The organism is Bacillus sp. MYb78 (genome assembly GCF_002975115.1).
In the GTDB taxonomy this organism is placed as follows: Bacteria; Bacillota; Bacilli; order Bacillales; family Bacillaceae_G; genus Bacillus_A; species Bacillus_A cereus.
Genome location: NZ_PCOB01000012.1, coordinates 13,319 through 37,269, shown reverse-complemented (window position 1 = coordinate 37,269; position 23,951 = coordinate 13,319). Strand labels below are relative to the sequence as shown.

Sequence of the window (23,951 nt, the reverse complement as noted above, 5' to 3'; positions counted from 1 at the left end):
TATTTGTGACAGGTTTGTAAAGAGTAAAAAACGACGAGTTATGCCCGTCGTTACTTTCATTCATCCTCTTCATCAAAAACTTCATCAATCATACATTTCTCTAATAAATACTCAAATGTAATATCTGCGAGATCTTCAATTTCTTCTCGTTTTGGGACGTACCCTCTTTCAATTAGTTGCTCATAAAAAAACTCCGCAATCTCTTCCGTATCAATCACGACTTCAATTTCCTTCATGAGCATCACTCCTTTATTTCTGTTTTATGAAAAAATCTCAAAATTATGTATATGAGATTAGAAAAATAGATTTTATTTTTTTATAGGTCATAAGCTTTGGACGAGATGCATACGATTGTAGTACAAGCTATTCAAAGGGGGAAACAATAATGGAAAATCAATATGAAGTAGGACAAACAAAAGAAGAGTTCATGCATGAAGATCAATGGGCAGACTCTCTTATAAAGTGGCTTTTTATTTTTTTAATAGTTGTAGGCATACCTTATACTGCATATGTTGTTGTTCAATTTATTCTCTCTTTCTAGTTAACTATTTTTTCTCTGTCAATTTAACTAAATAATTATGAACAACATCCATTACAATTTTATATTCTTCATCTTTAAATGTATCGAACAATAATTGATAATCGTTATAAATATCAAGTAACCCATCAATGATTTCTTGACGATTCGTCTTAACACTCACTTTTTTCGAGTTGTTAATTGACTTTAACTTACCTAAATCTAATTTATTCATACCTGCTTTATCTTGTTTCAGTTTCTTCAAAATTGCATTTGCCGTTTGAGCATTCGCAAGTAACGTTAAATCTGACTCATCCGCTTCTAACCATTCACCATCCGTAATCCGTGACAATTCATAAATTGTATCTTCCCATGCGTCATTCTTATATCTCCATACTTCTGTACGAAAACCAACAATACGGAAAACATCTTTATCATATCCAGTTACTTGCACAAGATCACCAAACGTGAAATTATAATTTAATTCAATCCACTCCGTATCGCCCTTTTTCATATCTTGCTCTGTAACGTGCTGCAATGTTTGCTCTACGTAAAATCCATCGTGATTATTGACTTCGTATACATAAACTCCATCTAAAACCTTCATATTTGTGATTTTCCCAACGGTTCCATATAGCGTAATCACGACTATGTCCCCTACGTTGTATTTAGGTTGTTTTTTTCTTGCCATCTCTATCTCTCCTTTTTTTGACGTCGTGATTTTGATATCAGTATATGCAACCTACATAAAAACGCTTATCACAGAAGCTTATATTCATAAATTTTTTCAATAAAAATTATAATCTTATAAAATTTACGTTACACTCAAAAGAAATCTAGTAATAGACTAGCTTTAAATCAACAAATTTCATAATAAAAAACATACAGAATACTTCACTTTAAACAAAGTAATGTATTCTGTATGTTTTCAAATAGTTTTTATCTATCTTGTATGTATAAATCCCAGGCTTCATCAAATATAGACATACTTTCTAGCATTCCGCTCAACTCTAAGTATGAACTAATTTCATCATAGTCTTCAGATTGCTTCGGAAAACTTAAATCATCATACATCGCCTCTGCTAAATCTGAAATTTCATTTCTAAATAAAGCTGCACGATGCTTCATCATATAATGGTAAAATGTCTTTTTCAAAAATATTCCCTACCTTTCTAACTTGGGTACATTATACAAGGCAAAAAAGAAAAAAACCAGCATAAAAGCTGGTTAAAAGTCGAAATAATTTCTTTTTAATAGACGCGGTCTTCCCATTAATTCTTCATACGTTAGTTGTTTTGGTAAATCTTTCGTGTAAATTAAAAATAATTGATCTTCAATTTCTTTTACTGTATGGTCTGATTGATAGTCCATCCCGCACGAGGAACAAGAAATACATGGTGTCTTTTGGATTTCAATGGCTTTCGTACCATCTGGTAATTCCCAATATACAGTATTCAAGCTTTCTTTCGCTTCTGTACTGTCACACCACATACAATTCATACTGCATCACCCTCAGTTTTTTTGTCGTTTTCTTCTAATTTAGCCATTTGTGCTTGATATTTTTTATCTTTTAATTGATCACGTTTATCACGTTTATCTTTTAAAGATGCATGAGTATCATTATCTTCATAGTCTTTACGACGGTTCATACGCTGTAAGTCGTCTGGAACGAGGTTAAATTTCTTATCGCTCATAAGACCTGCGATACCAACATCTGAACGTTTTTCTTCGTAGTTCGGATAAATCTCTTTAAAGTATCCTTCCGCTCTTCCTGGAATATAGCTCTCTGGCTCTGGATACGTCGTAATAACACCTTCAAAGTTACGAAGTACAACTTTATCTGCACTTTGTGAGATTAAATAGTTTGGTTGAAGTGCAATTTTACCGCCTCCACCTGGCGCATCAACAACGAATGTCGGAACAGCATAACCAGATGTGTGTCCACGTAAACCTTCAATAATTTCAAGACCTTTAGATACTGGTGCACGGAAGTGACCGATACCTTCAGATAAATCACATTGATAAATGTAATATGGACGTACACGGATTTTTACTAAGTCATGCATAAGTTTTTTCATAATTGGAACGCTGTCGTTAATACCAGCTAAAATTACTGCTTGGTTTCCGACTGGAACACCAGCATTCGCTAACATTTCACATGCCTTTTTCGATTCTTCAGTAATTTCAATAGATGTATTGAAATGTGTATTTAACCATACTGGATGGTATTTTTTAATAATGTTACATAAATTTTCTGTAATACGTTGTGGGAATACTACTGGTGCTCTCGTTCCGATACGAATAATCTCAACATGCGGAATCTCTCGTAAATTTTTTAATACATATTCTAAAATTTTATCGTTAATTAGAAGTCCATCACCACCGGAGATTAATACATCTCGTACTTGTGGTGTTTCACTAATATAAGCAATCGCATCATCTAATTGTTTCTTCGGTACACCCATTCCAATTTGTCCACTAAAACGACGGCGTGTACAGTAACGACAATACATAGAACATTGATTTGTTACTAAGAATAGTACACGGTCCGGATAACGATGTGTTAGCCCTGGAACTGGTGAATCTTCATCTTCGTGAAGCGGATCTTCTAAATCATATTTTGTTTTATATAACTCTTCCGAAATCGGTACTGATTGCATCCGAATCGGACAGCGTGGATCATCAGGATTCATTAGCCAAGCATAGTACGGTGTAATGTTTAACGGGATCGTTTTCGTTGAAATTTTAACGCCCTCTTCTTCTTCAGGTGTTAAGTTAATTACTTTTCTTAAGTCATCTAACGTTTTGATCGTATTCGTTAATTGCCAAACCCAATCATTCCATTGCTCTTCAGTAACATCTTTCCATAATTCGATATCCTTCCAGTGACGATTTGGTTTGTATACATCATGTAACATTGCTATTCCCCCTTTTTATACGCTCATCCTTTATATAAGCAATAGTTATGCCAACTTTACATTGTTGATAAGTAAATGTGCGGAGAATTCTATTACATAAGCGAAAAAATATTTTTAAGCGTTGTATGAAATCAATACTTAACATCATATTCATTACTTTTTATATATGTAAACGCTCTTTTATTCGTGCAAACACACAAAAACCGCCGATTATTCGGCGGTTTTGTCGTACTTGCTCAGTTTATATTGAAGCGTTTGACGAGGGATACCTAACATTTTTGCGGCTTGTAATATATTCCCTTCCGTTTCAATCAACGCTTGATCTATTAATTCTTTTTCTGTTTGATGAAGTGCTTCTCTAAGTGGCATTATACCCTTCTTCTTCGAAAAATTCTCTTTCCGAAATGTACGTGGTAAACAATTGGCTGTTAATGTATTCCCTTCTGCAATAATAACAGCATGTTCAATCGTATGTTTTAACTCTCGGACATTTCCAGGCCACTGATAAGCTTGCAGTCTATCTTTCGCTTCCTCATCAATTTGAAGTACACCTTTTTTATAACTTTTATTATATTCTTTCAAAAAATAAGATGCTAATAATAGTACATCCTCAGTTCTTTCACGAAGCGGTGGGATATATAATGAAAATACGTTTAAGCGATAATATAAATCAGTGCGAATTTTATTCTCTCGTAAACATATTTCTGGAGGCTGGTTCATTGCGGTAATAACACGAACATCTACTTTTCTCGTCTTATTATCACCAATTCTTCTAATGACTCCATCTTCTAACACTCGTAACATTTTTGCCTGCAAATCAAGAGGCATTGAATTCAGTTCATCTAAAAATAATGTACCACCATCAACAAGTTCAAATAGCCCAGCTCTTTCAATCGCTCCTGTATAGCTTCCTTTTGTCGTTCCAAACAATAAACTTTCTAATAGCGACTCTGGTAAAGCTGCACAGTTTTGTGCAATAAATGGCTTGTTTTTTCTTTTAGAAGCTTCATGAATTGCTTGTACGAACAGTTCTTTTCCTGTTCCTGTTTCACCATATATTAAAACATTTGCGTCTGTTGGTGCTACTTTTTGTGCTAACTCTTTCGTCTGTTTAAACCGCGTATCATTTGTCACTATCGTCTCAAATGCAGCATGCTTTTTAATCACTTTTTTTCTAGATGATCGCTTTATTTTCGACTGTAAGTCAACAATTGTGTCAGTAAGTTTTTGAATTGTAGAGTAATCCTTTGCAATTTCAACAGCCCCAGCAATATTCCCATCTATAAAAATAGGTAACGTCGTATTTACTGTACAAACATCTTCACCATTTAAATTTTGATAATGCTGTGCTTGATGTACGATAGGTTTTTTTGTATCTAGTACTTTCATCAATGTACTCGTTTCCCTTGATAAAGACGGGAACGCTTCTAACAGATGTTTCCCTAACACTTTTTCAATCTTCGATCCATCGTGTTTTGCAGCTACAGAATTGTAAAATATTGTAATTCCATTCTCATCTACAGCGTGTATAGCCTCATCAATACTGCCCAAAATCGCTTCAATGACTTCTTGTGTCGAAACTGCTAGCAATGTCATCCCCCCTCTTGCCGAAAATCCAGCAATTACATGCCGAATTTTAGGCACACCTATGTGCGATTGTAAGCATGACGATTCCGTTCTATAATTTTGACCAATTTTATTTTTTCATTAGATAACTCGAAACTCTAATTAGTACAGCTTTTCGAACACCCAGCTCCACCTAACTGTTTTGCTTTACAGCCGAATTTTGAGGCGGAAGTTTTACTGCTTTCGAATAGCTAGATAGATCTTTCACCCAAATATTCATATCTTCCAACTTATCGAAAATGTAGCAATTATTCGCCAGTCTTCCTGTATACGTATAACCTAATTGATGAAATGCAGCATTCATTCCGAAAGAAAGCGATCGAGCAATTGTATAGGAGCAGAAAATAGATCTTTCTCGAAGCTCTTCCTCTAATTTAATTAGTAAACTTTTCATAAATCCATGTTTACGATATTCAGGTAAAGTAGCACAATTCGTTAATTCTGCATTCCCTTCTTTTATATTCATTTCTGCAGATGCTGTACTAATAATTTTCCCCTCATATTCATATACGTAGTAAATTGTATCGTCTTCTTTCATCGTCTGTAATACATAACTCGCTTCATTTAAAGGTGTCGGATACACTTCAAATACTTTTCCGAATACAGTTGCTAATTCTTCTGCATCTTCTTCAGTCGCTTTTCTCAGCAAAAATTTCTCTGGAACTACTTTTTCTTTTATTTCTTTTCCTTTTACACCGCTTAATATAGTATCTTCCTCAGTCCAATGCATACTATTTCGTCTTTCATCATTATTATATTTCACAAAAAAGTATGCATCGTGTCCTTGAAAATAATGAGGTATCGTTGCTTCCAACAAAAAACCGAAAGAGAGCCATGTTGAAACATGCTCTCCCTTTCCTTTAATAATACATTTAGTGAAAGAATGTTCCTCTGCTAGTTCGTCAATTGTCTGTATAATACTTTCAACATTTCCTGTATAGTGATCTACCCGAATACGCTTATTAAAATAATCTAAAACGCCTTCTACTGTATAACAATTCGTCTGTTCTCTAAAAGATTCATAGTATTTCATTTTCTCACCTCACACCAATCTAGTAATGTACATGCAATAATTTTTGCGGCAGCTATCATTTTATCAACTTCTATATATTCGTTTGGATAGTGTGCTACTTTCGTCTCTCCTGGACCAAATACTATTGTTGGTACGTTTGCAATTTGTGTAAATAAACCTCCATCAGTCCCCCACGGAGATGCTTCAATAATTGGTTCGTTCCCTTCGATTTCAACAAAGTTGTGATGAAGTGTTGTAATGAGTTCATGATTCTCTTCTAATTCACCAGGAACCCATCTCGCTCCAAACCACTCTACTTCTACTGGATTTTCAACAAACCAATTGTCCACATCATTTAATTCAACAATCCAATTCTCAAACTCTTCTTTTGCCGCCTCTATAGTCTCATTCGGCGCAACACCGCATCTTCCTTCTAAAATTAATTCATCTGGAACAGAACTTGGCCAACTCCCTCCTTCAATTTTCCCAATGTTAATTGGAATTGGAATCGGAATCCCTTTAAATAACGGATCTGTAATTCGACTATTTCTTTTCTCCTCTAGCTTTCTTACATGTTCTATAACAAACATACTTTTTTCAATTGCACTAACCCCTTCATAACGTGTTCCACCGTGTGCAGCTTTCCCTTTTACACGTAAACGAAACCACATGGAACCTTGTTGTTTCGGGAAAAACTTCATATTAGTAGGCTCTGGAATAATGACACCATCTGCCTTATATCCTCGTAATATAGTTGCTAATGTCCCTGCTCCGCCACTTTCCTCTTCTATTACACTTTGAAAATAGATGTCTCCTTTTAATTCAATGCTAGATTCAATAATCGCTTCCATTGCAAGCATGAGTGCGACATTTCCACCTTTCATATCCGTCGTTCCACGGCCATATATACGATTTCCTATTTTCTCACCGCTATAAGGATGATGTTCCCACTGATTCACATCCCCTTCTGGAACTACATCAATATGCCCATTTAATATCATAGATTTCCCGTCGCCACTTCCTTTTAAAGTTGCTACAATATTTGGGCTATCTGAAAAACTTGTACGGGGTGATACAAAATAAGGATGATCTTTCATTTTAGAAAAAGAAGGCTCCCATATATCGAGGTCTAAACCTAATTCACGTAATTTTTCAATCACAATCGCCTGCGCACCGCTTTCATCACCAGATACGCTCTTTTCTTGAATTAATCGTTTTAAAAATTTCACACTTTCCTCTTCATGGCTCTCAATATAATCACAAACTTGCTTTTTTAATTGCTCCATATATTACATCTCCCTTCATTCAATTACTAGTAAGTTAGAACTAATTTGAAAATCAGCTTCTGTATGTCGTTTTATATCTTCTACTGTGTATGGGCTCATTAATTCTTGTAATATAAGTCCACTCGGAGTTACCTCCATGACCGCCATATCAGTAATAATTAAATCTACACATTTCTTTGAAGTTAATGGCAATGTACACTCTGAAATAATTTTTGCACTTCCGTACTTATCAACATGATTCATCACAACAACGACCCGCTTCGCTTTTTGTGCTAAATCCATTGCTCCACCAATACCTGGAACACGTTTTCCAGGTACAATCCAGTTTGCTAAATCACCGTTTTCACTTACTTGTAATGAACCAAGAATCGTTATGTCTAGCAAACCTTTTCGAATCATACCAAACGCTGTACAACTATCGAAATAACTCGCTCCTGTTATAAGAGAAGTTGGTAAACCTGCCGCGTTACACAAATTTTCGTCTTCATTCCCTTTACTTGGCGTTGGTCCCATACCGACGATTCCATTTTCCGCATGAAACATAACATTTATATCGTTAGGCAAATGATTTGGTACAAGCGATGGTATGCCAATACCTAAATTTACAATCATGCCATTTTGTATTTCTTTCGCCGCTCGCCTAGCAATCTTATCCCTCACTTCTACGCCCATACCCATTTCCAGTTCACTCCTTCCGACGGTACAATATAATTTACGAAAACACCTGGAACGACAATTTCCTCTGGATCTAAACTTCCAAGCGGGACTATTTCTTCTGCTTCTACAATTGTTATATCCCCAGCCATCGCTACGTGAGGATTCATATTTCGTGCACTTTTGTCAAATACAAGGTTCCCAAACGGATCTGCCTTTTTCGCATATACAATTGAAACTTCAGCAGTTAATGCTGTTTCAACTAAGTAGGTCTTACCATTCATTTCAACTGTTCGTTTTCCCTCTTCCACAATCGTATCAACACCAACATCAACTAAAACACCACCAAGACCAACGCCACCGGCGCGAATGCGCTCTGCTAATGTTCCCTGCGGAGAAAACTCAATTTGTAATCTTCCCTCGTTTAGTTGCCTTCCTGCATTTGGGTTGGAGCCAATATGAGAAGTAATTAGTGATTTAACTCTTTCATTTGTAACAAGACGACCGATACCTACATCAGGGAATCCAGTGTCATTTCCAATCAAATTTAAATTTGTAACGCCTTTTTCTAAAATTGCCTGTATTAAAGATGGAGGGGATCCAATCCCTCCAAATCCCCCAAACATTAATGTCATATCATCATGGAACAAAGAAATTACTTCCTCAATTTCTTTTAATTTACCGAATGTATTTGTAATAGTTGTCATGCGATACTATGCCCTCCTTTTTGCATCATCTCTTCCACACTTTTAGAGAAAATTGAAAGTAATTCATCTAACTCGGAATATGTAGTTGTCATTGGCGGTGCTACAAGCAGTGCACTATCTTCTTTTCCTGCTTGCCCTGAAACTGCTTGGTATAAAAGTAGGCCATTTTTAGCTGCAACTGAAATAAGCTCCGACGCTTTTGTAAACGGTTGCAATTCTACTCCGATTAGCAACCCTTTTCCGCGCACATCAGCAATGATTGTCGATTGTTGCTGAACTTTCTGTAAGCCTTTTATTAAATACTCTCCCTTTTCTGCTGTTTTTTCAGGGAGATTATGTTTCTCCATATATTCAATAACAGCTAAAGCCGTTGCTGCAGACAATGGATTGGCACTTAACGTATGACCGCTCATTACTGAACGTGACCCACGTAATATTGGTTCCATAACACGATCACTTACAACTGTCGCTGCCATCGGTGTATATCCCGCTCCTAACCCTTTACCAAGTGTCATGATATCCGGTTCTACACCCCAATGCTCCATTGCAAACCATGCTCCAGTACGACCAAGCCCAGTCATCACTTCATCCGCAATAAATAAAATATCGTAATGGTCGCAAATATCTTTAATGACTTTATAATAGTCTTTCGGCGGAACAACCGCACCTCCAGCTGCTCCGATAATCGGCTCAGCAATAAAAGCAGCAATATGCTCTGCACCAATTCTTTCAATTGATCTTTCTAGTTCAGTCGCACATGCCAGCTGACAAGTTGGATATACCTTTTGAACAGGGCATCTGAAACAATATGGAGCTGGTATAGTCGGATAATCTTCCAAAATAGATACGAAACGTTGTCTACGTAGTGGGTGACCAGACATCGATAACGCACCCATCGTAATACCGTGATAACTCATCCATCTTGATAATATTTTATGTTTCCCTTGAATACCTCGCTCTTGAAAATGCTGAATTGCAATTTTCATAGCTGTTTCATTTGCTTCCGTACCACTATTTACAAAGAAACTCCAGTTCAAATCTCCTTTACTTAAATCACTTAACTTCTTTGCTAATTTTTCAGCTGGTTCACTCGTAAACTGTGATCTATAAACAAAAGCAATCTCCTCAGCTTGCTTTTTAATAACGTCTGCAATCTCCTTTACGCCATGCCCAATACCTGCCGTAATTGCTCCTGACGAACCATCAAAATATTTATTACCATTTTGATCATACAAATAAACACCTTTTCCATGTGAAATCATTGGATACGGCTGACCAACAAGTGGTTTAATTAAGTAATCGCGCATAGCGCTCCCCCATTTCTCCAATTTGTATATATATATGAAGAAAATTGACGTTTCTTTCATAAAAAAGAATCCTCTGCAAAAGCAGTGAATTTATCAAAAAACTATTATAAAATATACAAATGAGTGCTTAAAAATATTTATAAAACAGAAAATTCAGAACTCAAAGCGAAGACCAATCCTTTTCTATACGCCCAAATAACCCTCCCTTTTATATGAAATGACTACATCACCAAATGTTTTTATAGCATAATGCCAGCTGCCCTTAAATGCCGACATTCTGTACACTTCGACGGAACTCCCGTTAAACTCCTTCCTAATATCCTACTTTAAATTGCATATTTTAAAACAAATTTCGACACCCCACCTTACTAACCAATTCAGATTCATATTTAATATGTAAACTTTTCATTTTTAAACTATAAAAAAAGAACCGATTAACCACACTAATCAGTTCGTCATGACGCTCTCTTATGGGTTAATACTGTCAATTGCTAAAATAAATAGAAAAATCATGTTTACAAATTCATCCTACAGCCTATAAGACAAAACCTTTTCATAACTTCATTCACAATTACTATCGGGATATCCCTATCCCGAAGTGGCACCCCTTTCCTCAGATTCAAACTACCTTTCCTTTATAATTTATGTAGGACAATTATCACTTTGTATGTGTATTTGCCTATAATTAAAAAAAACTCTAGTTTTCTAGCGATTGCTGGACATGTATTCAATATGTTAATTGAAATGCAGTTTCAATTTGGCATTTATTTTACTTTCGTGCAGTCATATGTACTGCTTTACTCTGCCAAATACTCGTAAGCACCAGCAGCTCTTTATGACGACATATTAGTTGTCAATTTTTAATATTCCCTTTATAAAATTATTTTTTTCGCATAACCGCTTTCTTGCTTCGCATATAGTTTTAATGATGACAAAGGAGGAATGTTCATGTCTCAATCTGAAATTGAAAAATATGGACAAGAAGTTACGCAATACGAACAGCTCGCACGTTACTATCAGTTTCGTAATCCTAAAAAATATATAGAATTATATATGAAATATTGCGATGCACTTTCAAAACTTGTACAGGCGCATGAGAAAAGGGATTCACAAGAAGCTGCTTTACCGTCACATATAAGAATTTTTCATGCCGATCCAAATATATCAGCGGTTGATATTTTAGTAAACGGACAAAAGGTTATTAAAAGTATTTCATTTAAGCAATTCAGCCCTTATTTATCATTAGTGCAAGGTAAATACCGTATAGATATTGTCCCTGTCGGAAATGAAACTCCAATCTTTTCAGCATTGGTACCAATAATGGGAAATCATACTTATACTCTTGCTGCAATAAATAGTGATAATCACCTACAATTACAACCTATACTTGATAATACACATTTACCAGCTGGTCAAGCTAAAATACGCTTTGCACATTTCTCTCCAGATACCCCTGTTGTAAATGTAGATTTAAAAGATGGAGATCATTTATTTGAAAATGTACTCTTTAAACAAATAACAGATTTTTTACAAGTTAGCCCTGGTACAGCAGATATTGAAATTTCACTCGCAGATAATAAAAACGTTTTATTGACTATACCGAAATTCAATGTTGAACCAAATGTTATTTATACAATTTCAATAGTAGGTTATTCAACTAAAGATCCTAAATTAGAAGCCGTTATACTTACAAATTAAAACAGTCTACACCATTCATTTGGTGTAGACTGTTTATTTTTGAAATGCAATTTGAAATTCTGTCCAATCGTTATCTGATCGACACATAATGGATCCATTATGTTTTTCCACAATTTGTTTACATACAAATAATCCAATACCAGTTCCTAACTTTTTAGTAGTTACAAATGGTTCAAAAATCGTTTCTACATTTTCAGCTGGAATCATTGGTCCATTATTTTTTATCACAATTCGAATAGCTTGATCTTCTTCAAATACATCAATGATAATTTTTCGTTCTTCTTTCATTGATTCAAGAGCATCAATTGAATTCATTAATATGTTTAAAAATACTTGTCTCACTTCACTTCGATAACCAACAAGCGGAATTGGATACGGTAAATTCTTTTCAATCAAAACATTCGCATTGACCAAACTCGGATATAAGAATTGTATAATATCTTGAAACAAGTCATTAAGCCAAAACCGTTCCGATTCATTCCACATTTCTTTTTTCGATACGAGTAAAAATTGCGAAATGCGAAAATTTAATTGATCTAATTCATGCGAAATAATATCTAAATACGATAAACTCGGATGATCTGCCTTTAATAATTTGACAAACCCCATAATGGAAGTAAGCGGATTACGAAATTCATGTACAAAACTAGCTGACATTTGTCCTAAAATCGTCAGTCTTTCTTTATGTGTTTCGTTAATATATTGCTGTTTTTCCTCTAAATTCTTCGATATAATTTCCGAGTATTTTAAAACAGTATAATAAATTAATTTGTCAAAACAAGTATGTATTTTTGCCATAATTGGTTTCAATTCACGAGCGCTAACATCTAATTCACACATCGCTTCGAAAAGTTCATTTCTTCCCACGTTTGCGTTATAAACAAAATCTCCAATATTCGCATCTGCTCCAGCACGTTCAATAGCAATTTTCTCGCATAACGGTTGAAGATAATTTATATCTTTATCTTCCATAGTAAGTTCGATAATTAACTCTAGTAAATCCTCTCCATTTTGAACTACTTCTAGTTTAAATGGATCTTTTTCGGAAATTATCATTTTGTTTTTCCAGTTCTCTACGAATTGGTGCCTATTGTTTTTCAAGTGTGAACAAAATATTTCTTTAATATCCTTATCGATTGGAAAAACCTCCATTCCCTCCATTTCCATACGACGAATACCCTTTATATTTTGAATATTAACACAAAAAATACGATTCGTTAATAGATTTTTGTCACATTTTGTTAATTTCTGTTGATAAAATTATTTTTTCTTTCTTATTTAACTAATTGTATGCAAATTCCCTTTTTCCTTCACATATTTTCATTATTTCCGTAGTCAAAACGACTTTTTTTTGCATCATTTTTAATTCTTGCGTACAATAGAAAATGAAAGGTGTGAAAAATATGGTAAATAAAAATGTGGAAGATTATCTCCAAGAAGGCATTTACGGCCAAAAGCAAAACAAACCAGAAGAACGTAATATGTATTTAACTACATTACGTGAGCGTGTAGAAATCGCTTTAACGATCGGTCAAGTAATGCAAAGTAATGTATACTCTGAAGTGGCAGGTAGCATGCGCTCTTCTCAATCATTACAACTCCTCCTAAATGGTAGCATTGCTTACCCACATTTATCAAAATACATTAAATTAGCAAACGAAAAAAATGTTCCTTTTACAATTGTTCAAAATAAAGATACAGAAACACCAATCGGTTTAGTATTAACTCATGCTACTGCTGTAGATAAAGAACAAATTTATGTAGAAGATACTATTTTCAAACAAGAACTGAAGTAAAAGTTACACTTAATTAAATAGTTACTAAAAGCGTAAAAAAACGAGTATGGAATCGTAAACATTCCCTACTCGTTTTTTAGCGCAAATTTTAAGTTTTCTATTTTATTTTTTAATACATACTAATTTCATTTCTGTCATTTCTTCTATTGCATATTTAATTCCTTCGCGCCCCGTGCCACTTTCTTTCACACCACCATAAGGCATATGATCTACTCTGAACGTTGGAATATCATTAATCATGACACCACCAACCTCTAGCTCATCAATTGCACGCATTGCTTTAAATAAATTATTTGTAAATACTCCTGCCTGTAAGCCGTAACGCGAATTATTTACTTGCTCAATCGCTTCATCAAATTCTTTAAATGTATTTACTGTCATGAGTGGACCGAATACTTCTTGGCACTGCACAGATACATGATCTGGAACATTTGTTAATACAGTCGGTTCAAAAATTCTTGCATCCCGCTTCTTACCACCGCATAAAACAGTTGCTCCTTCCTTGATTGCTTCTTGAACCCACATATCAATTCGCTCTACATCTTTTTTTGAAATTAAAGCTGATACATCCGTTTCCTCAAGCAGTGGATCACCAACAACAACTGATTCCATCGCTTTCTTTAGCTTCGAGAGAAATTCATGCATTTTCGTTTCATGTACAAAAACACGTTGTACGGAAATACAAACTTGCCCATTATTAACAAATGCTCCCCATTTTACACGTTCAATTATTTCATCTGTTAACTCTACATCTTCATCAATAATAACAGCAGCATTTGAACCTAGTTCTAACGTAACTCGTTTTAGCCCAGCCTTTTGTTTTATTCCGATTCCAACTTTTGGACTTCCGGTAAAAGTAATAGAAGCAACGTAATCATTTTTGACGATTGCCTCACCAACCGTGGCGCCAGGGCCAGAAATGATATTTAAAGCTCCATTTGGCAATCCTGCCTCTTCAAATAACTCAACTAATGCATAAGATGATAATGGCGTTTGATCAGCTGGCTTTAATACAACTGTATTTCCAGCAGCAATTGCTGGTCCAACTTTATGCGCTACTAAATTTAACGGGAAATTAAATGGTGTAATAGCCCCTATAACCCCAATCGGCTTTCGGATTGTATATGCAATACGCCCATCCGCACCAGGTGCGGCGTCTAATGGCAATGTCTCACCATATATACGCTTCGCTTCTTCAGCTGCAAATTTGTACGTTTGAACAGTACGATCTACTTCTCCCCTTGCAGCACGTATTGGTTTTGCAGCTTCTTTTGCAATAATCTCTGCAAATTCTTCTCTTCTTTCATCCATTTTTTGTGCAACTTTCTCTAAAATAGTCGCACGATCATATGCAGATAATTTATTCATTTTTATCATTGCATTTTTTGCAGCAGTAACAGCCTCTTTTACATCTTCTTCCGTTCCTTGTGCAATTTCCGCTAATGTTTCTTCAGAATATGGTGCGTATAATGGTTTATACGTGTTTACAGATTTCCAATTTCCGTTTATATATAAATGCTTTTTCATACTTCTTCTCCTTCCAAATATATGTATACAACAATACTTCACCTAGTGAAAGGTTCAACTTATGTCATTGTATCATAGCCCTTATCCCTCAAAAAACATTATGCTCAAAAAAACTCTGCTATATAGCAGAGTTTACGAGCTAATTTGCTCTTGTAACGGAATTTGTTTTTCATCTTCTAAAATAACAATCGATTCTACTATCTTTGTAACTTCTAATCTTTTTATATAATGTCCATCTAATTCTTTCACACAAAACTTATAATTTTCAATTTCAATGGAATCCTCTTCAGCAATCTCTATATTCTTCGTTAAAATCCAACCACCGATTGTATCAACACCATCATCATCAATCCCTAAACCAAATAACGTATTCACTTCACTAACAAGTACTTTTCCCTCTAGTATCGTCTTCGTTTCACTAACCTTTTGAATTTCTGGCTGCTCATCCGTATCAAACTCATCCTGAATATCTCCAACAATTTCTTCCAAAATATCTTCAACAGTAACAAGTCCAGATGTCCCACCATATTCATCTATCAATATAGCAATATGTGTTCTTTCTTTTTGCATTTTTAAAAACAAATCATGAATTGGAATAGAATCGATAACTAAAATAATTGGTCTCATATATTGCTCTACTGTCTTCTTATTAACAGCTTTATGTTGTACAAACTCAGTAAAAATATCTTTAAAATTCACAAAACCTATTACGTGGTCTTTGTCGCCATCAACAACTGGATACCTTGTATATTTTTCGCGAGACATTTTTTGCAAAGCTTCTTCAGCGGGCATTTCTTTACTTATAATATTCATTTCAGTTCGAGGTACCATTATTTCTTTTGCAATCCGATCATCAAATTCAAAAATTTTATTTACATATTTATATTCAGATTGATTAATCTCACCATTTTTATAACTTTCTGAAACTAACAACCGTAATTCTTCTTCTGAATGAACCTCATCATGCCCCTTCGGCGGTTTCAGCCCTAGCAGCTTCGTAATGATTCGAGCTGAACCATTTAATAGCCAAATGAATGGGAATGCAATACGATAAAAGAAAATTAACGGCTTAGAAACAAGCAAACTCACTTGTTCAGATTTTTGAATTGCAAATGTTTTTGGGGCCAATTCCCCTATTACAACATGTAAAAAAGTAATTAACAAAAATACTAAAGTTACAGCAAAAATGTCTGCTAGTTGAGTAGAGATATTCCAATTTGCAAAAAGCGTATCAAACATTTGCTTTAACGCAGGTTTACCAAACCACCCAATTCCTAAAGCTGTAACAGTAATTCCTAACTGACAAGCAGATAAATATTCGTCTAAGTTTGTAATGACTGTTTTGACCGATGTTGCACGATTATTTCCTTCTGCAATTAAATAGTCAATTCGTGAACTTCTCACTTTAACAATTGCAAATTCTGCTGCAACGAAAAATGCCGTTAAGGCAATTAAAACAATCACTATACTTATACTATATATGTCCAAATACTTTTCCTTACTTACATTGTAAGCAAGGAAGCCACCTCCTACTTAATTTTATTCAAGTGAAGTAAGCATTCTAATACTCTAACAAAATTCTACATTAGCAACCACCTTTTTATATATTATATGCATACATAAAAAAGATATTTATCATTATGATAATCTAATTCATTTACACTCGTCAAATTATTCTAAATGTTACGATAAAACATTTTTATTTAAACGAACTATTCTTCTCAACTCAATTTCGTGAAAAAACACTTTCTTTGCCGATTCCACACTTCTTTTGTCGCACTAGAAGGGAACTTACTTCATAGCTCGAAATCATTCAACAGGATATATATAGGAGGGATTATTTTGGAATATAAAACACCATTTATCGCAAAAAAATTAGGTGTTAGCCCAAAGGCTGTTGTCCGGATCGCGCAACAATTAAATCTTACGATAGAAAAAAACAAATATGGCCACTTTATTTTCACACAAGATGATGTCGATCAAATGTTAGAACACCATCTATTTCAAATAGAGCAGTCTCAAAATCCTCAACCTACTCAAAAGACTTCCTCAAATGAGGTTGAAGAATTAAAAACTCAAGTCAATACAATTGTTCAAAACATATCATCGAATGATTTTGAACAATTAGCTGATCAATTAAACACTATGACGAGAAGACTCGATCGAATGGAAGAACAAATGCAAGATAAGGCAAATGATGTCGTCACGTACCAACTTTTGCAACACCGTCGTGAAATGGAGGAAATGTTAGAACGAATTCAAAAATTAGAAGCTGCCCTAACGAAAGAAGAACCCATTTATATTACTCCTGATTCAAAACCAACATACGAACGAGAAAAGAAACCAAAGCGCCGCAAAATGATTTTTAGTATATTTGGATTATAATTTTTAGACCCTTATTAAAATAATAAGGGTCTTTTTTAATGAAGAGTTATATCTTATAAAAATATTATTCTCTTTATTATACATATTCACTTCGTTTTATTTCGTTAACATAATATTTTTACTGTATTCTGCAATTAATGCCTGTGCATGAGCATTCCCTTGAATCACATCGCGAAATTCTTTTAAAGAATACAAATGCGTAACCCCTTTTCGAGCATGAATTCTTACTGGTACACCTTGTAAAGTATCATGAAACTGAAATGGATTATCTATCGGTTCAATTGGAAAACCGAGTGTAAGTAAATACATATACATTCTTTTTGTTACTGCTGCAATGTACCATTCAGCTTTTGTTTCTAACGCATGTATAAATAAAATAGCTGTTAGCCTTTTGAAATGTCCTCTCCCACGAGACGTTTTCGAAATACTTAACTTGCCTATTTCATACACATTCTTCAAATCTTTTACTAAATCATTTTTAGAAAACGGATAGAAAAACTCAGAATTTGATTGTTCAGGTACCGTATACTTAATACATTCTACTGTACCAATAGGATGTTCATCTTCTATTAATAAAAATCGTGATGGATTTAAATTACGTTCTACGAACATTAAGTTTCTTTCTTCACAAAAATCTCCCCATAGTTGCTCGAACCCAAAATGTTCTTCCTTTGTTTGAACACGCTGGAACATATTTAACCGCCTTTCCCATCGTCGCCCTGTTTTTGATAACGCTTTCACTATCTATCATATAAGAACAAATCTTCGTATGCAACTAAAAATATTTATTACTTATTATATTCTGCAAAATGAATTAGATTCCAATTTAATCGACTTTTATCCCGCGCTCACATTCCTTTTAATAACACATTTGTATCACTTTTCAAATCTAACTTACAATATGTTTCTTTCCATACAGCATATAATTCTTCTTAATCTAAAAAAATCCTTTATGAAAAAGGATTTCTTTTACTTCTCAATGCTTTTTAACCACTTTTCAAAAATTTGTACCATCCCATGTTTTCCAGCTAATTTCTCTTCCCCTTGTTTCGTCTTATATGGATATAACTGCAAGAAAACACCGCATCCAGACTCAATTTTTTTACTATGCATATGGCTTCCTGGATATACACAAATGACTTCATAAATTGACCTTCGATAATAGACTCGCTTTCCATCCTGTTCTTCTACATACTTTATAGACCAATACTTATACATTTGCTCAGTTGCTTTCGTATTTCCGACGTGCTGAAAAATATTGTACATTGGACTATACTTCACTTCAATAATAATAGAAGATTTATATACGTATTTCCCATCTTCTTTTACATAACAGTCTAAGCGAATATCTGGCTTCTTCGTATCCTCACCATTGTAAAAATTACTCCCTTTACTTAATGCAATAAGAGGATGTGTTTCAATTAAGTCATTAAATGCGACATGTACCTTTAAATCATCTCGTTGTAAAACTACTGTCGTTCCATCTTGTAATCCATCTACATAAAAATGTTCTTGTATTTGTTCACGAATGGAATTTCTAGCCTCAAAACCAATTTGCTCTAAAATTGAAATAACGATAAAAAAAGCGTAATATTCATACACTAAAAACGTTGGCTTATAAACAAATAATAACGATGGAGATTGATCCGTATATTGCGGGAGTACTTCTAAATGATGTAGTAATTGTTGATGTGGTATCGGTAAATCATGTAAGTTCATGTTACTTGTTTCAGTAACTTCCCTCCAAAACGAGGAGTGCATTAACATTTGAAAGTATTGTACATTTTCATGAACAATGTGCGCCAATATTTTATATTCTTGTATTTTCATTGAGCTCTTTCGTAAATCGGCTTCTTTTAGTAAATGTATATTTTTATATTTTTGCTTCTCTCTATCGGTTACTGATCCATTACGCTCAATTGTTTGTATAATCGTTTTTACGGCTTGAAACTCTTCTGATTTTTTCTTTTTTTCTCTTTCTAATATTTCAATTGTTTGACGTAAAAAACTTTTAGCTTCAATTAAATAATGATAAAATTGCATCGATTTATATTTAAGAAATGCATTTTCCTTACTATTTTTTTGTTCCATAAACTTACGATTATAATGTTTTGCATAAGGTTTTCTTTCTGCCACTATGGTTCCTTTTCTTGTTGGCTTTCTCTCTTTTCCTTCCCATTTATATGCATTTATAAATTTTGAGCTTGATTCTATTTTCTTAAAGATTTGCTTTATCATCTTCATTTTTTGGGGTAACTTTCTAAGCAAAACTAAATAAGAAGAATCCTCAATATCGCTAAGTGCAGTGAAAGTCTTTTTATAATAACCTCTATCCAAAATCAACTCATTTAAAATTGACTTCACATAGTCTTGAATCATTTCAAATTGATCATCAAAAAAATTTTTCGGTACGATTTGAAAAGCACCATAATACGTTGTATCTTCTATACGCACTTCAAAATGGTATAAACCACAGCGCCATGGATAAAAGAATTCTGTTTTCCCATGTTCATATATTAATACTCTTTGTTTTTTTTCATTTATTTCATATTGAGCCTCTTTTATATTTTTCTGTCCCTCATATACTTTATTCCATATAAAAGTAATATTCATTGGGATTTCATAATTGTACTGCAATCTAATCGGTTTTAATTCTTGTACTTTATAAATGCATTGAACTAATGCTGTAGTAGATGTACAAAGACGATTTAATAAAATATAATCTCCTTTCCCCTCATTTCCAATGATTAACTTTAATACAAAAGGGAGCGTTTCATTCGTATCAACGATTTTTGTTTCGTAACGCCCTTCATTTTGCATATCCATACAACTCCAGTTCCCTACGTTTTTCTCGTATATATGCTAAAGAGTGTTCAAATGTAGATACTCTGTTTGCAAGTGCAGATTGCAAAAGAGGTACTAAGGTCGCTCCCCTTTTTGCTTCTTCAGAAAGTAAAGAACCAACCATCATTTCGGTCCCTCTGATTTTCGTCAATACACGCTGCTTTATTTGTAAATCAAACCCTTCTTCTCTACTGATCATATAGGTATGGTTATTTTGGAACGGTATATTTTGCAAATAAGTCGCAATTGCGTTTGCACATCGGAAAGAAATTCCCTTAGACGCATCATGTGATGACAATACGACATGCAACTTATCTAATAGCTCTAATTCTTCTTCAGAAAACACTTCAATCATCGCTTTATTTCTCATCCAATTTATCCGAAATTCTCCCGCTGTTACTTTCAAAGGTGGGTGTAATACGACTTTCCCCAGTTCCATGCCCATCTCACAAAACGGAATTTTTTGTAACGTTATTAAGTTCGTTCGGTCTAATAATCGATCGGAGAGCTCTTTCGTTGTTTCATCAAAATTCACAGTACCTACAAATATAATATTTTCTCCAATTTCAATTGTTGATGGAATTGAATTCTCAATGTCCTGAACACCCTCATACAAGTTTAAAATACGATTTTTTGTTTCAAGTTGAAGAACAGATAAAAATGGAGTAAACCAATGCTCAATATGTGACATGTTCATTTCATCAAAAACGATTATATACAGTTGATTGGGATTTTCTTTCGCCTTCATTAACGTCCTAACTAACTTCGTTTCACTTTCAATAAAAGTACCATTTGGATGAAGGTAACCAAGTAAATCATGTGGTTCTTGATACGATGGTGAAATTGGAATCCAAACCAATTCTTCCCCATACTGTAATCCTAATGCTTCTGCATAAGTTTGCACAAAACGTGATTTCCCAACGCCCGGTATACCCCCAAGAATCGTTAACATATTTGTTTTTACACTTATATGGAAATTATAAATATCCGTTGCATCCAAATATAGCCCTTTATTATGCACCATACTTTGTACATACTGTAAAAAGGACGATTCACGCTCATCCCATTCCCATTCATCTTTTTGCACTTTTATATCCTCTACTTCAACTAGCTTACCTTCTTCATGCATTCGTTTTTTTAATTGCTCATACACATGATCACTTACAAAATATAATTGATCTTCTACCGCTATTTCTACATACTTCGTCCAGTCACTGCAGTTTATATATTTACATTCACGTTTCTGTTCAAAATATGCGATTGAGCTAATTGATGACTTTAAGGATATGTTTCCATACAGTCTTCCATCGTGCCACAATAATTCGGGAGGCTCAAAGTCTTTCGGAAATTTTGGCATAAGAAATGATAAATAACCGTTGCTAAGTTTTCGTTCTAAAGATTCTCTTTTTTTATTATTTGTAACTTTAGGTGCCGGAATCATTTTATAGCTGCTTGCTATTTCTTTCGGTTCTTCTGTACATATTAACTCCACGTATACATTTCCTCTTTCATAATAAAGACGAAACATCACTAATTGCTTTTCTAGTTTTCTTTTCTTTAATTCCAAAAAGATTTTTTCATTCTTTTTATTACTACATAACCCCTCAAATACATATGGTTCATTTGCAAATTGTTCCTGTAAAGTGAATGGTATTGGCGATAAGCATTGTACAAAGAAATTCTCTCCACTCTTCTCTTTTTCAGCTTTTGTAAATTTCCCTAAAAATCTCATATAGTACATTCGTTTTATAAAACTTGGCTGAAGAGCTTTATGTAATTTCACCTTAGTCACCTTCTTTTTTCATACTATTCTTAGTGTATGAAAGAAACGAAAAACTAGAAATAAAAAACCTGACGTTATCCGCCAGGTTCAAAATTAAAACGTATATTAATGAGAAGGAAATGCTTTTTTCTCTTGTAAAATTGCATTATGAGCAATTTTCATTTTAGCAAGTACGTAACGTAATCGATCTTCAGCATTTTCATCTTTACTTTTTTGCAATTCCGCCAAATTTTCAACAGAACTTGCTAAATTCTCAATGACTCCTCTCAGCTCAGGATGATGATTAAAAAAAGATTCTTGCACTAATACTTTCCTTAACTCACTAGCTAAATCAATTATTCTAGACAACTGTTCTTTTTCTTCCATTCTCATCCCTCCTGAATATCTTATGTAGTAAATATTCTCTAAACAAAGAAAAAAGCCCTTTAAATGAAAAGGACTTTTTACATTTTTATATTTCCAGTTAATAACATATACAGTGATGTGATAGCCGCAATAATAATTGCCCACATCACATATTTCTCTGCACCTGCAAAGCAACGGTTCCCTTGTTCTTTTCTTGCAAACGTGTAAACAATAATTCCAATTCCATACACAATTGAAACTAGTAGTAAATTCTTTAAACCAGCTGCATAAAGAAGCCATACAGAGTAAATAGAAGCAATTAAAGCTAACGCTCCGTTTTTTAATTTAGCGTCTTTTAGCTCGTTTGTAATGACTAATTTAAATTGGAATAACGCTGATAATAAATATGGTAATAAAATTGATGTTGATGCAATGAAATACATAATTTGATATGTTGATTCTGAAAACAGAACGATGATAAATATAATTTGGGCAACACCATTTGAAATCCATAATGCCATGTGCGGTGTTTGCTTTTTATTTGTTTTCGTAAAGACTTTCGGAAATACGCCATCTTTTCCGGCTACATGAGAAATTTCAGAAACAAGTAAAAACCAGCCAATTAATGTACCGACAAGTGAAGCAACTAACCCAATGTTAATCGCAACTGCACCCCATGGACCAACAACATGCTCTAATACATGTCCCATTGACGGAGTTTCTAGCACAGAAAGTTCGCTTCTTGTCATCGCTCCCATTGACAGAACAGAAATTAAAATATATATGGACATTACTAAAATAAGTCCCATTACTGTTGCCTTACCAACATCTCGGCTATTCTTCGCTCTTCCGGATAATACAACCGCTCCTTCAACTCCAATGAAAACCCAAAGTGTTACAAGCATTGTATTTTTCACTTGACCAAGTATAGCGGAAAGTGAGAAGGTTCCTTCTCCCCAAAAATCATGTGTAAATGTGTCCCAGCGAAAGGCTGTTACCATTACAACAATAAATAAAACGATTGGAACTAACTTCCCTATTGTTGCGATAACATTCATAATAGAAGCTTCACGGATTCCAAATAAAATTAGAAAATGAAGTGTCCATAATAAAAGTGATGCCCCAACGATAGATGCAACATTATTTCCTCCTTTGAAAATTGGAAAGAAATAACCTAATGTACTAAACAGTAACATAATTGTTGCGACATTACCTAAGATTCCTGCTAGCCAATATCCCCAAGCACTATTAAATCCAATATATTCACCGAAACCAGCACGTGCATAACTATAAATTCCACCTTCAAGTTCCGGTTTTTGTCTTGCTAACGTTTGATATACGAGCGCAAGTGGAATCATTCCCATCGCTGTAATACACCAGCCAATTATTATTGCACCACTGTTTGCTCCTACTGCTAAATCATGCGGTAAACTAAAAACACCGCCACCAACCATTGTTCCAACTACTAATGCGATTAACGGAAAAAATCCTAACTTCTTTTCTATTTGTACCACCCCATCTGTCATTCTAGGTGTTATGTTCGTTC

General features: G+C 34.2%; 23 protein-coding genes. 4 read left to right on the top strand and 19 right to left on the bottom strand.

What is annotated here, in order from left to right:
* Positions 1 to 56 precede the first annotated feature (56 nt).
* Entirely contained in the window at positions 57 to 236 is a 180-nt protein-coding gene (locus tag CQ064_RS20885) for a YozD family protein (protein WP_000658451.1), read from the bottom strand.
* Between the two features lie 149 nt (positions 237 to 385).
* On the opposite strand from CQ064_RS20885, the gene CQ064_RS20880 reads away from it, so the two are divergent.
* Entirely contained in the window at positions 386 to 541 is a 156-nt protein-coding gene (locus tag CQ064_RS20880) for a DUF3930 family protein (RefSeq protein WP_000431486.1), read from the top strand.
* A gap of 4 nt (positions 542 to 545) precedes the next feature.
* Here CQ064_RS20880 and CQ064_RS20875 read toward each other — a convergent pair whose 3' ends face one another.
* The 10 genes from CQ064_RS20875 to CQ064_RS20830 all read right to left on the bottom strand — a co-directional run bounded on the left by CQ064_RS20875 (position 546) and on the right by CQ064_RS20830 (position 10,027).
* Positions 546 to 1,208, bottom strand: a complete 663-nt coding sequence (locus CQ064_RS20875) for a hypothetical protein (RefSeq protein ID WP_000101498.1) — start codon at positions 1,206 to 1,208, stop codon at positions 546 to 548.
* Between the two features lie 248 nt (positions 1,209 to 1,456).
* Entirely contained in the window at positions 1,457 to 1,672 is a 216-nt protein-coding gene (locus CQ064_RS20870) for a YozE family protein (protein WP_000750717.1), read from the bottom strand.
* 72 nt (positions 1,673 to 1,744) lie between these two features.
* Complete coding sequence (locus CQ064_RS20865) at positions 1,745 to 2,017, bottom strand: YokU family protein (RefSeq protein WP_000995766.1); 273 nt, start codon at positions 2,015 to 2,017, stop codon at positions 1,745 to 1,747.
* On the bottom strand, positions 2,014 to 3,435 hold the full coding sequence (gene kamA, locus CQ064_RS20860) for a lysine 2,3-aminomutase (RefSeq protein ID WP_000902145.1): 1,422 nt from the start codon (positions 3,433 to 3,435) through the stop codon (positions 2,014 to 2,016). Before kamA ends, CQ064_RS20865 begins: the two co-directional genes overlap by 4 nt.
* A gap of 210 nt (positions 3,436 to 3,645) precedes the next feature.
* Positions 3,646 to 5,031 (bottom strand): arginine utilization transcriptional regulator RocR, encoded by a 1,386-nt coding sequence (gene rocR, locus CQ064_RS20855; RefSeq protein WP_023521852.1) that lies wholly within the window; start codon positions 5,029 to 5,031, stop codon positions 3,646 to 3,648.
* A gap of 163 nt (positions 5,032 to 5,194) precedes the next feature.
* Entirely contained in the window at positions 5,195 to 6,094 is a 900-nt protein-coding gene (gene ablB / locus CQ064_RS20850) for a putative beta-lysine N-acetyltransferase (protein WP_000878589.1), read from the bottom strand.
* Positions 6,091 to 7,359: a peptidase gene (locus CQ064_RS20845; protein ID WP_000436692.1), complete on the bottom strand. Its 1,269-nt coding sequence runs from the start codon at positions 7,357 to 7,359 to the stop codon at positions 6,091 to 6,093. Before CQ064_RS20845 ends, ablB begins: the two co-directional genes overlap by 4 nt.
* A 15-nt stretch (positions 7,360 to 7,374) precedes the next feature.
* On the bottom strand, positions 7,375 to 8,037 hold the full coding sequence (locus CQ064_RS20840) for a CoA transferase subunit B (RefSeq protein WP_000525294.1): 663 nt from the start codon (positions 8,035 to 8,037) through the stop codon (positions 7,375 to 7,377).
* Entirely contained in the window at positions 8,022 to 8,720 is a 699-nt protein-coding gene (gene atoD, locus CQ064_RS20835; protein WP_000208107.1) for an acetate CoA-transferase subunit alpha, read from the bottom strand. Before atoD ends, CQ064_RS20840 begins: the two co-directional genes overlap by 16 nt.
* Positions 8,717 to 10,027 (bottom strand): aspartate aminotransferase family protein, encoded by a 1,311-nt coding sequence (locus CQ064_RS20830; protein WP_001205873.1) that lies wholly within the window; start codon positions 10,025 to 10,027, stop codon positions 8,717 to 8,719. The genes atoD and CQ064_RS20830 overlap by 4 nt, the downstream gene beginning before the upstream one ends.
* Before the next feature lie 948 nt (positions 10,028 to 10,975).
* Between CQ064_RS20830 and CQ064_RS20825 the strand changes: the two genes are divergently transcribed.
* Complete coding sequence (locus CQ064_RS20825) at positions 10,976 to 11,725, top strand: DUF4397 domain-containing protein (protein ID WP_000083276.1); 750 nt, start codon at positions 10,976 to 10,978, stop codon at positions 11,723 to 11,725.
* Positions 11,726 to 11,758: 33 nt separating this feature from the next.
* Here the strand turns inward: CQ064_RS20825 and CQ064_RS20820 are convergent, their stop codons facing one another.
* The gene (locus tag CQ064_RS20820) at positions 11,759 to 12,892 is read right to left on the bottom strand and encodes a BA2291 family sporulation histidine kinase (RefSeq protein WP_000425086.1); all 1,134 of its coding nucleotides are present in this window, start codon (positions 12,890 to 12,892) and stop codon (positions 11,759 to 11,761) included.
* Between the two features lie 236 nt (positions 12,893 to 13,128).
* Between CQ064_RS20820 and CQ064_RS20815 the strand changes: the two genes are divergently transcribed.
* Entirely contained in the window at positions 13,129 to 13,521 is a 393-nt protein-coding gene (locus CQ064_RS20815; RefSeq protein WP_000247561.1) for a YueI family protein, read from the top strand.
* 102 nt (positions 13,522 to 13,623) lie between these two features.
* On the opposite strand, the gene CQ064_RS20810 is transcribed toward CQ064_RS20815, so the two are convergent.
* Together CQ064_RS20810 and CQ064_RS20805 are read right to left on the bottom strand one after the other, a co-directional pair.
* The gene (locus CQ064_RS20810) at positions 13,624 to 15,048 is read right to left on the bottom strand and encodes an aldehyde dehydrogenase family protein (RefSeq protein WP_000716480.1); all 1,425 of its coding nucleotides are present in this window, start codon (positions 15,046 to 15,048) and stop codon (positions 13,624 to 13,626) included.
* A 132-nt stretch (positions 15,049 to 15,180) separates the two neighbouring features.
* Complete coding sequence (locus CQ064_RS20805; RefSeq protein WP_015055122.1) at positions 15,181 to 16,536, bottom strand: hemolysin family protein; 1,356 nt, start codon at positions 16,534 to 16,536, stop codon at positions 15,181 to 15,183.
* A gap of 354 nt (positions 16,537 to 16,890) precedes the next feature.
* On the opposite strand from CQ064_RS20805, the gene racA reads away from it, so the two are divergent.
* The gene (gene racA, locus CQ064_RS20800) at positions 16,891 to 17,433 is read left to right on the top strand and encodes a chromosome-anchoring protein RacA (RefSeq protein ID WP_000456014.1); all 543 of its coding nucleotides are present in this window, start codon (positions 16,891 to 16,893) and stop codon (positions 17,431 to 17,433) included.
* Between the two features lie 96 nt (positions 17,434 to 17,529).
* Here racA and CQ064_RS20795 read toward each other — a convergent pair whose 3' ends face one another.
* The 5 genes from CQ064_RS20795 to CQ064_RS20775 all read right to left on the bottom strand — a co-directional run bounded on the left by CQ064_RS20795 (position 17,530) and on the right by CQ064_RS20775 (position 23,931).
* Complete coding sequence (locus CQ064_RS20795) at positions 17,530 to 18,126, bottom strand: hypothetical protein (protein ID WP_000487795.1); 597 nt, start codon at positions 18,124 to 18,126, stop codon at positions 17,530 to 17,532.
* A gap of 276 nt (positions 18,127 to 18,402) precedes the next feature.
* On the bottom strand, positions 18,403 to 20,253 hold the full coding sequence (locus CQ064_RS20790; RefSeq protein ID WP_001178738.1) for a hypothetical protein: 1,851 nt from the start codon (positions 20,251 to 20,253) through the stop codon (positions 18,403 to 18,405).
* A complete protein-coding gene (locus tag CQ064_RS20785; protein WP_000766193.1) occupies positions 20,243 to 22,060 on the bottom strand; it encodes an AAA family ATPase in 1,818 nt (605 codons plus the stop codon). Before CQ064_RS20785 ends, CQ064_RS20790 begins: the two co-directional genes overlap by 11 nt.
* A gap of 105 nt (positions 22,061 to 22,165) precedes the next feature.
* Positions 22,166 to 22,426, bottom strand: a complete 261-nt coding sequence (locus CQ064_RS20780) for a hypothetical protein (RefSeq protein WP_000391447.1) — start codon at positions 22,424 to 22,426, stop codon at positions 22,166 to 22,168.
* Between the two features lie 77 nt (positions 22,427 to 22,503).
* Complete coding sequence (locus CQ064_RS20775; RefSeq protein WP_000129441.1) at positions 22,504 to 23,931, bottom strand: basic amino acid/polyamine antiporter; 1,428 nt, start codon at positions 23,929 to 23,931, stop codon at positions 22,504 to 22,506.
* Positions 23,932 to 23,951 lie beyond the last annotated feature (20 nt).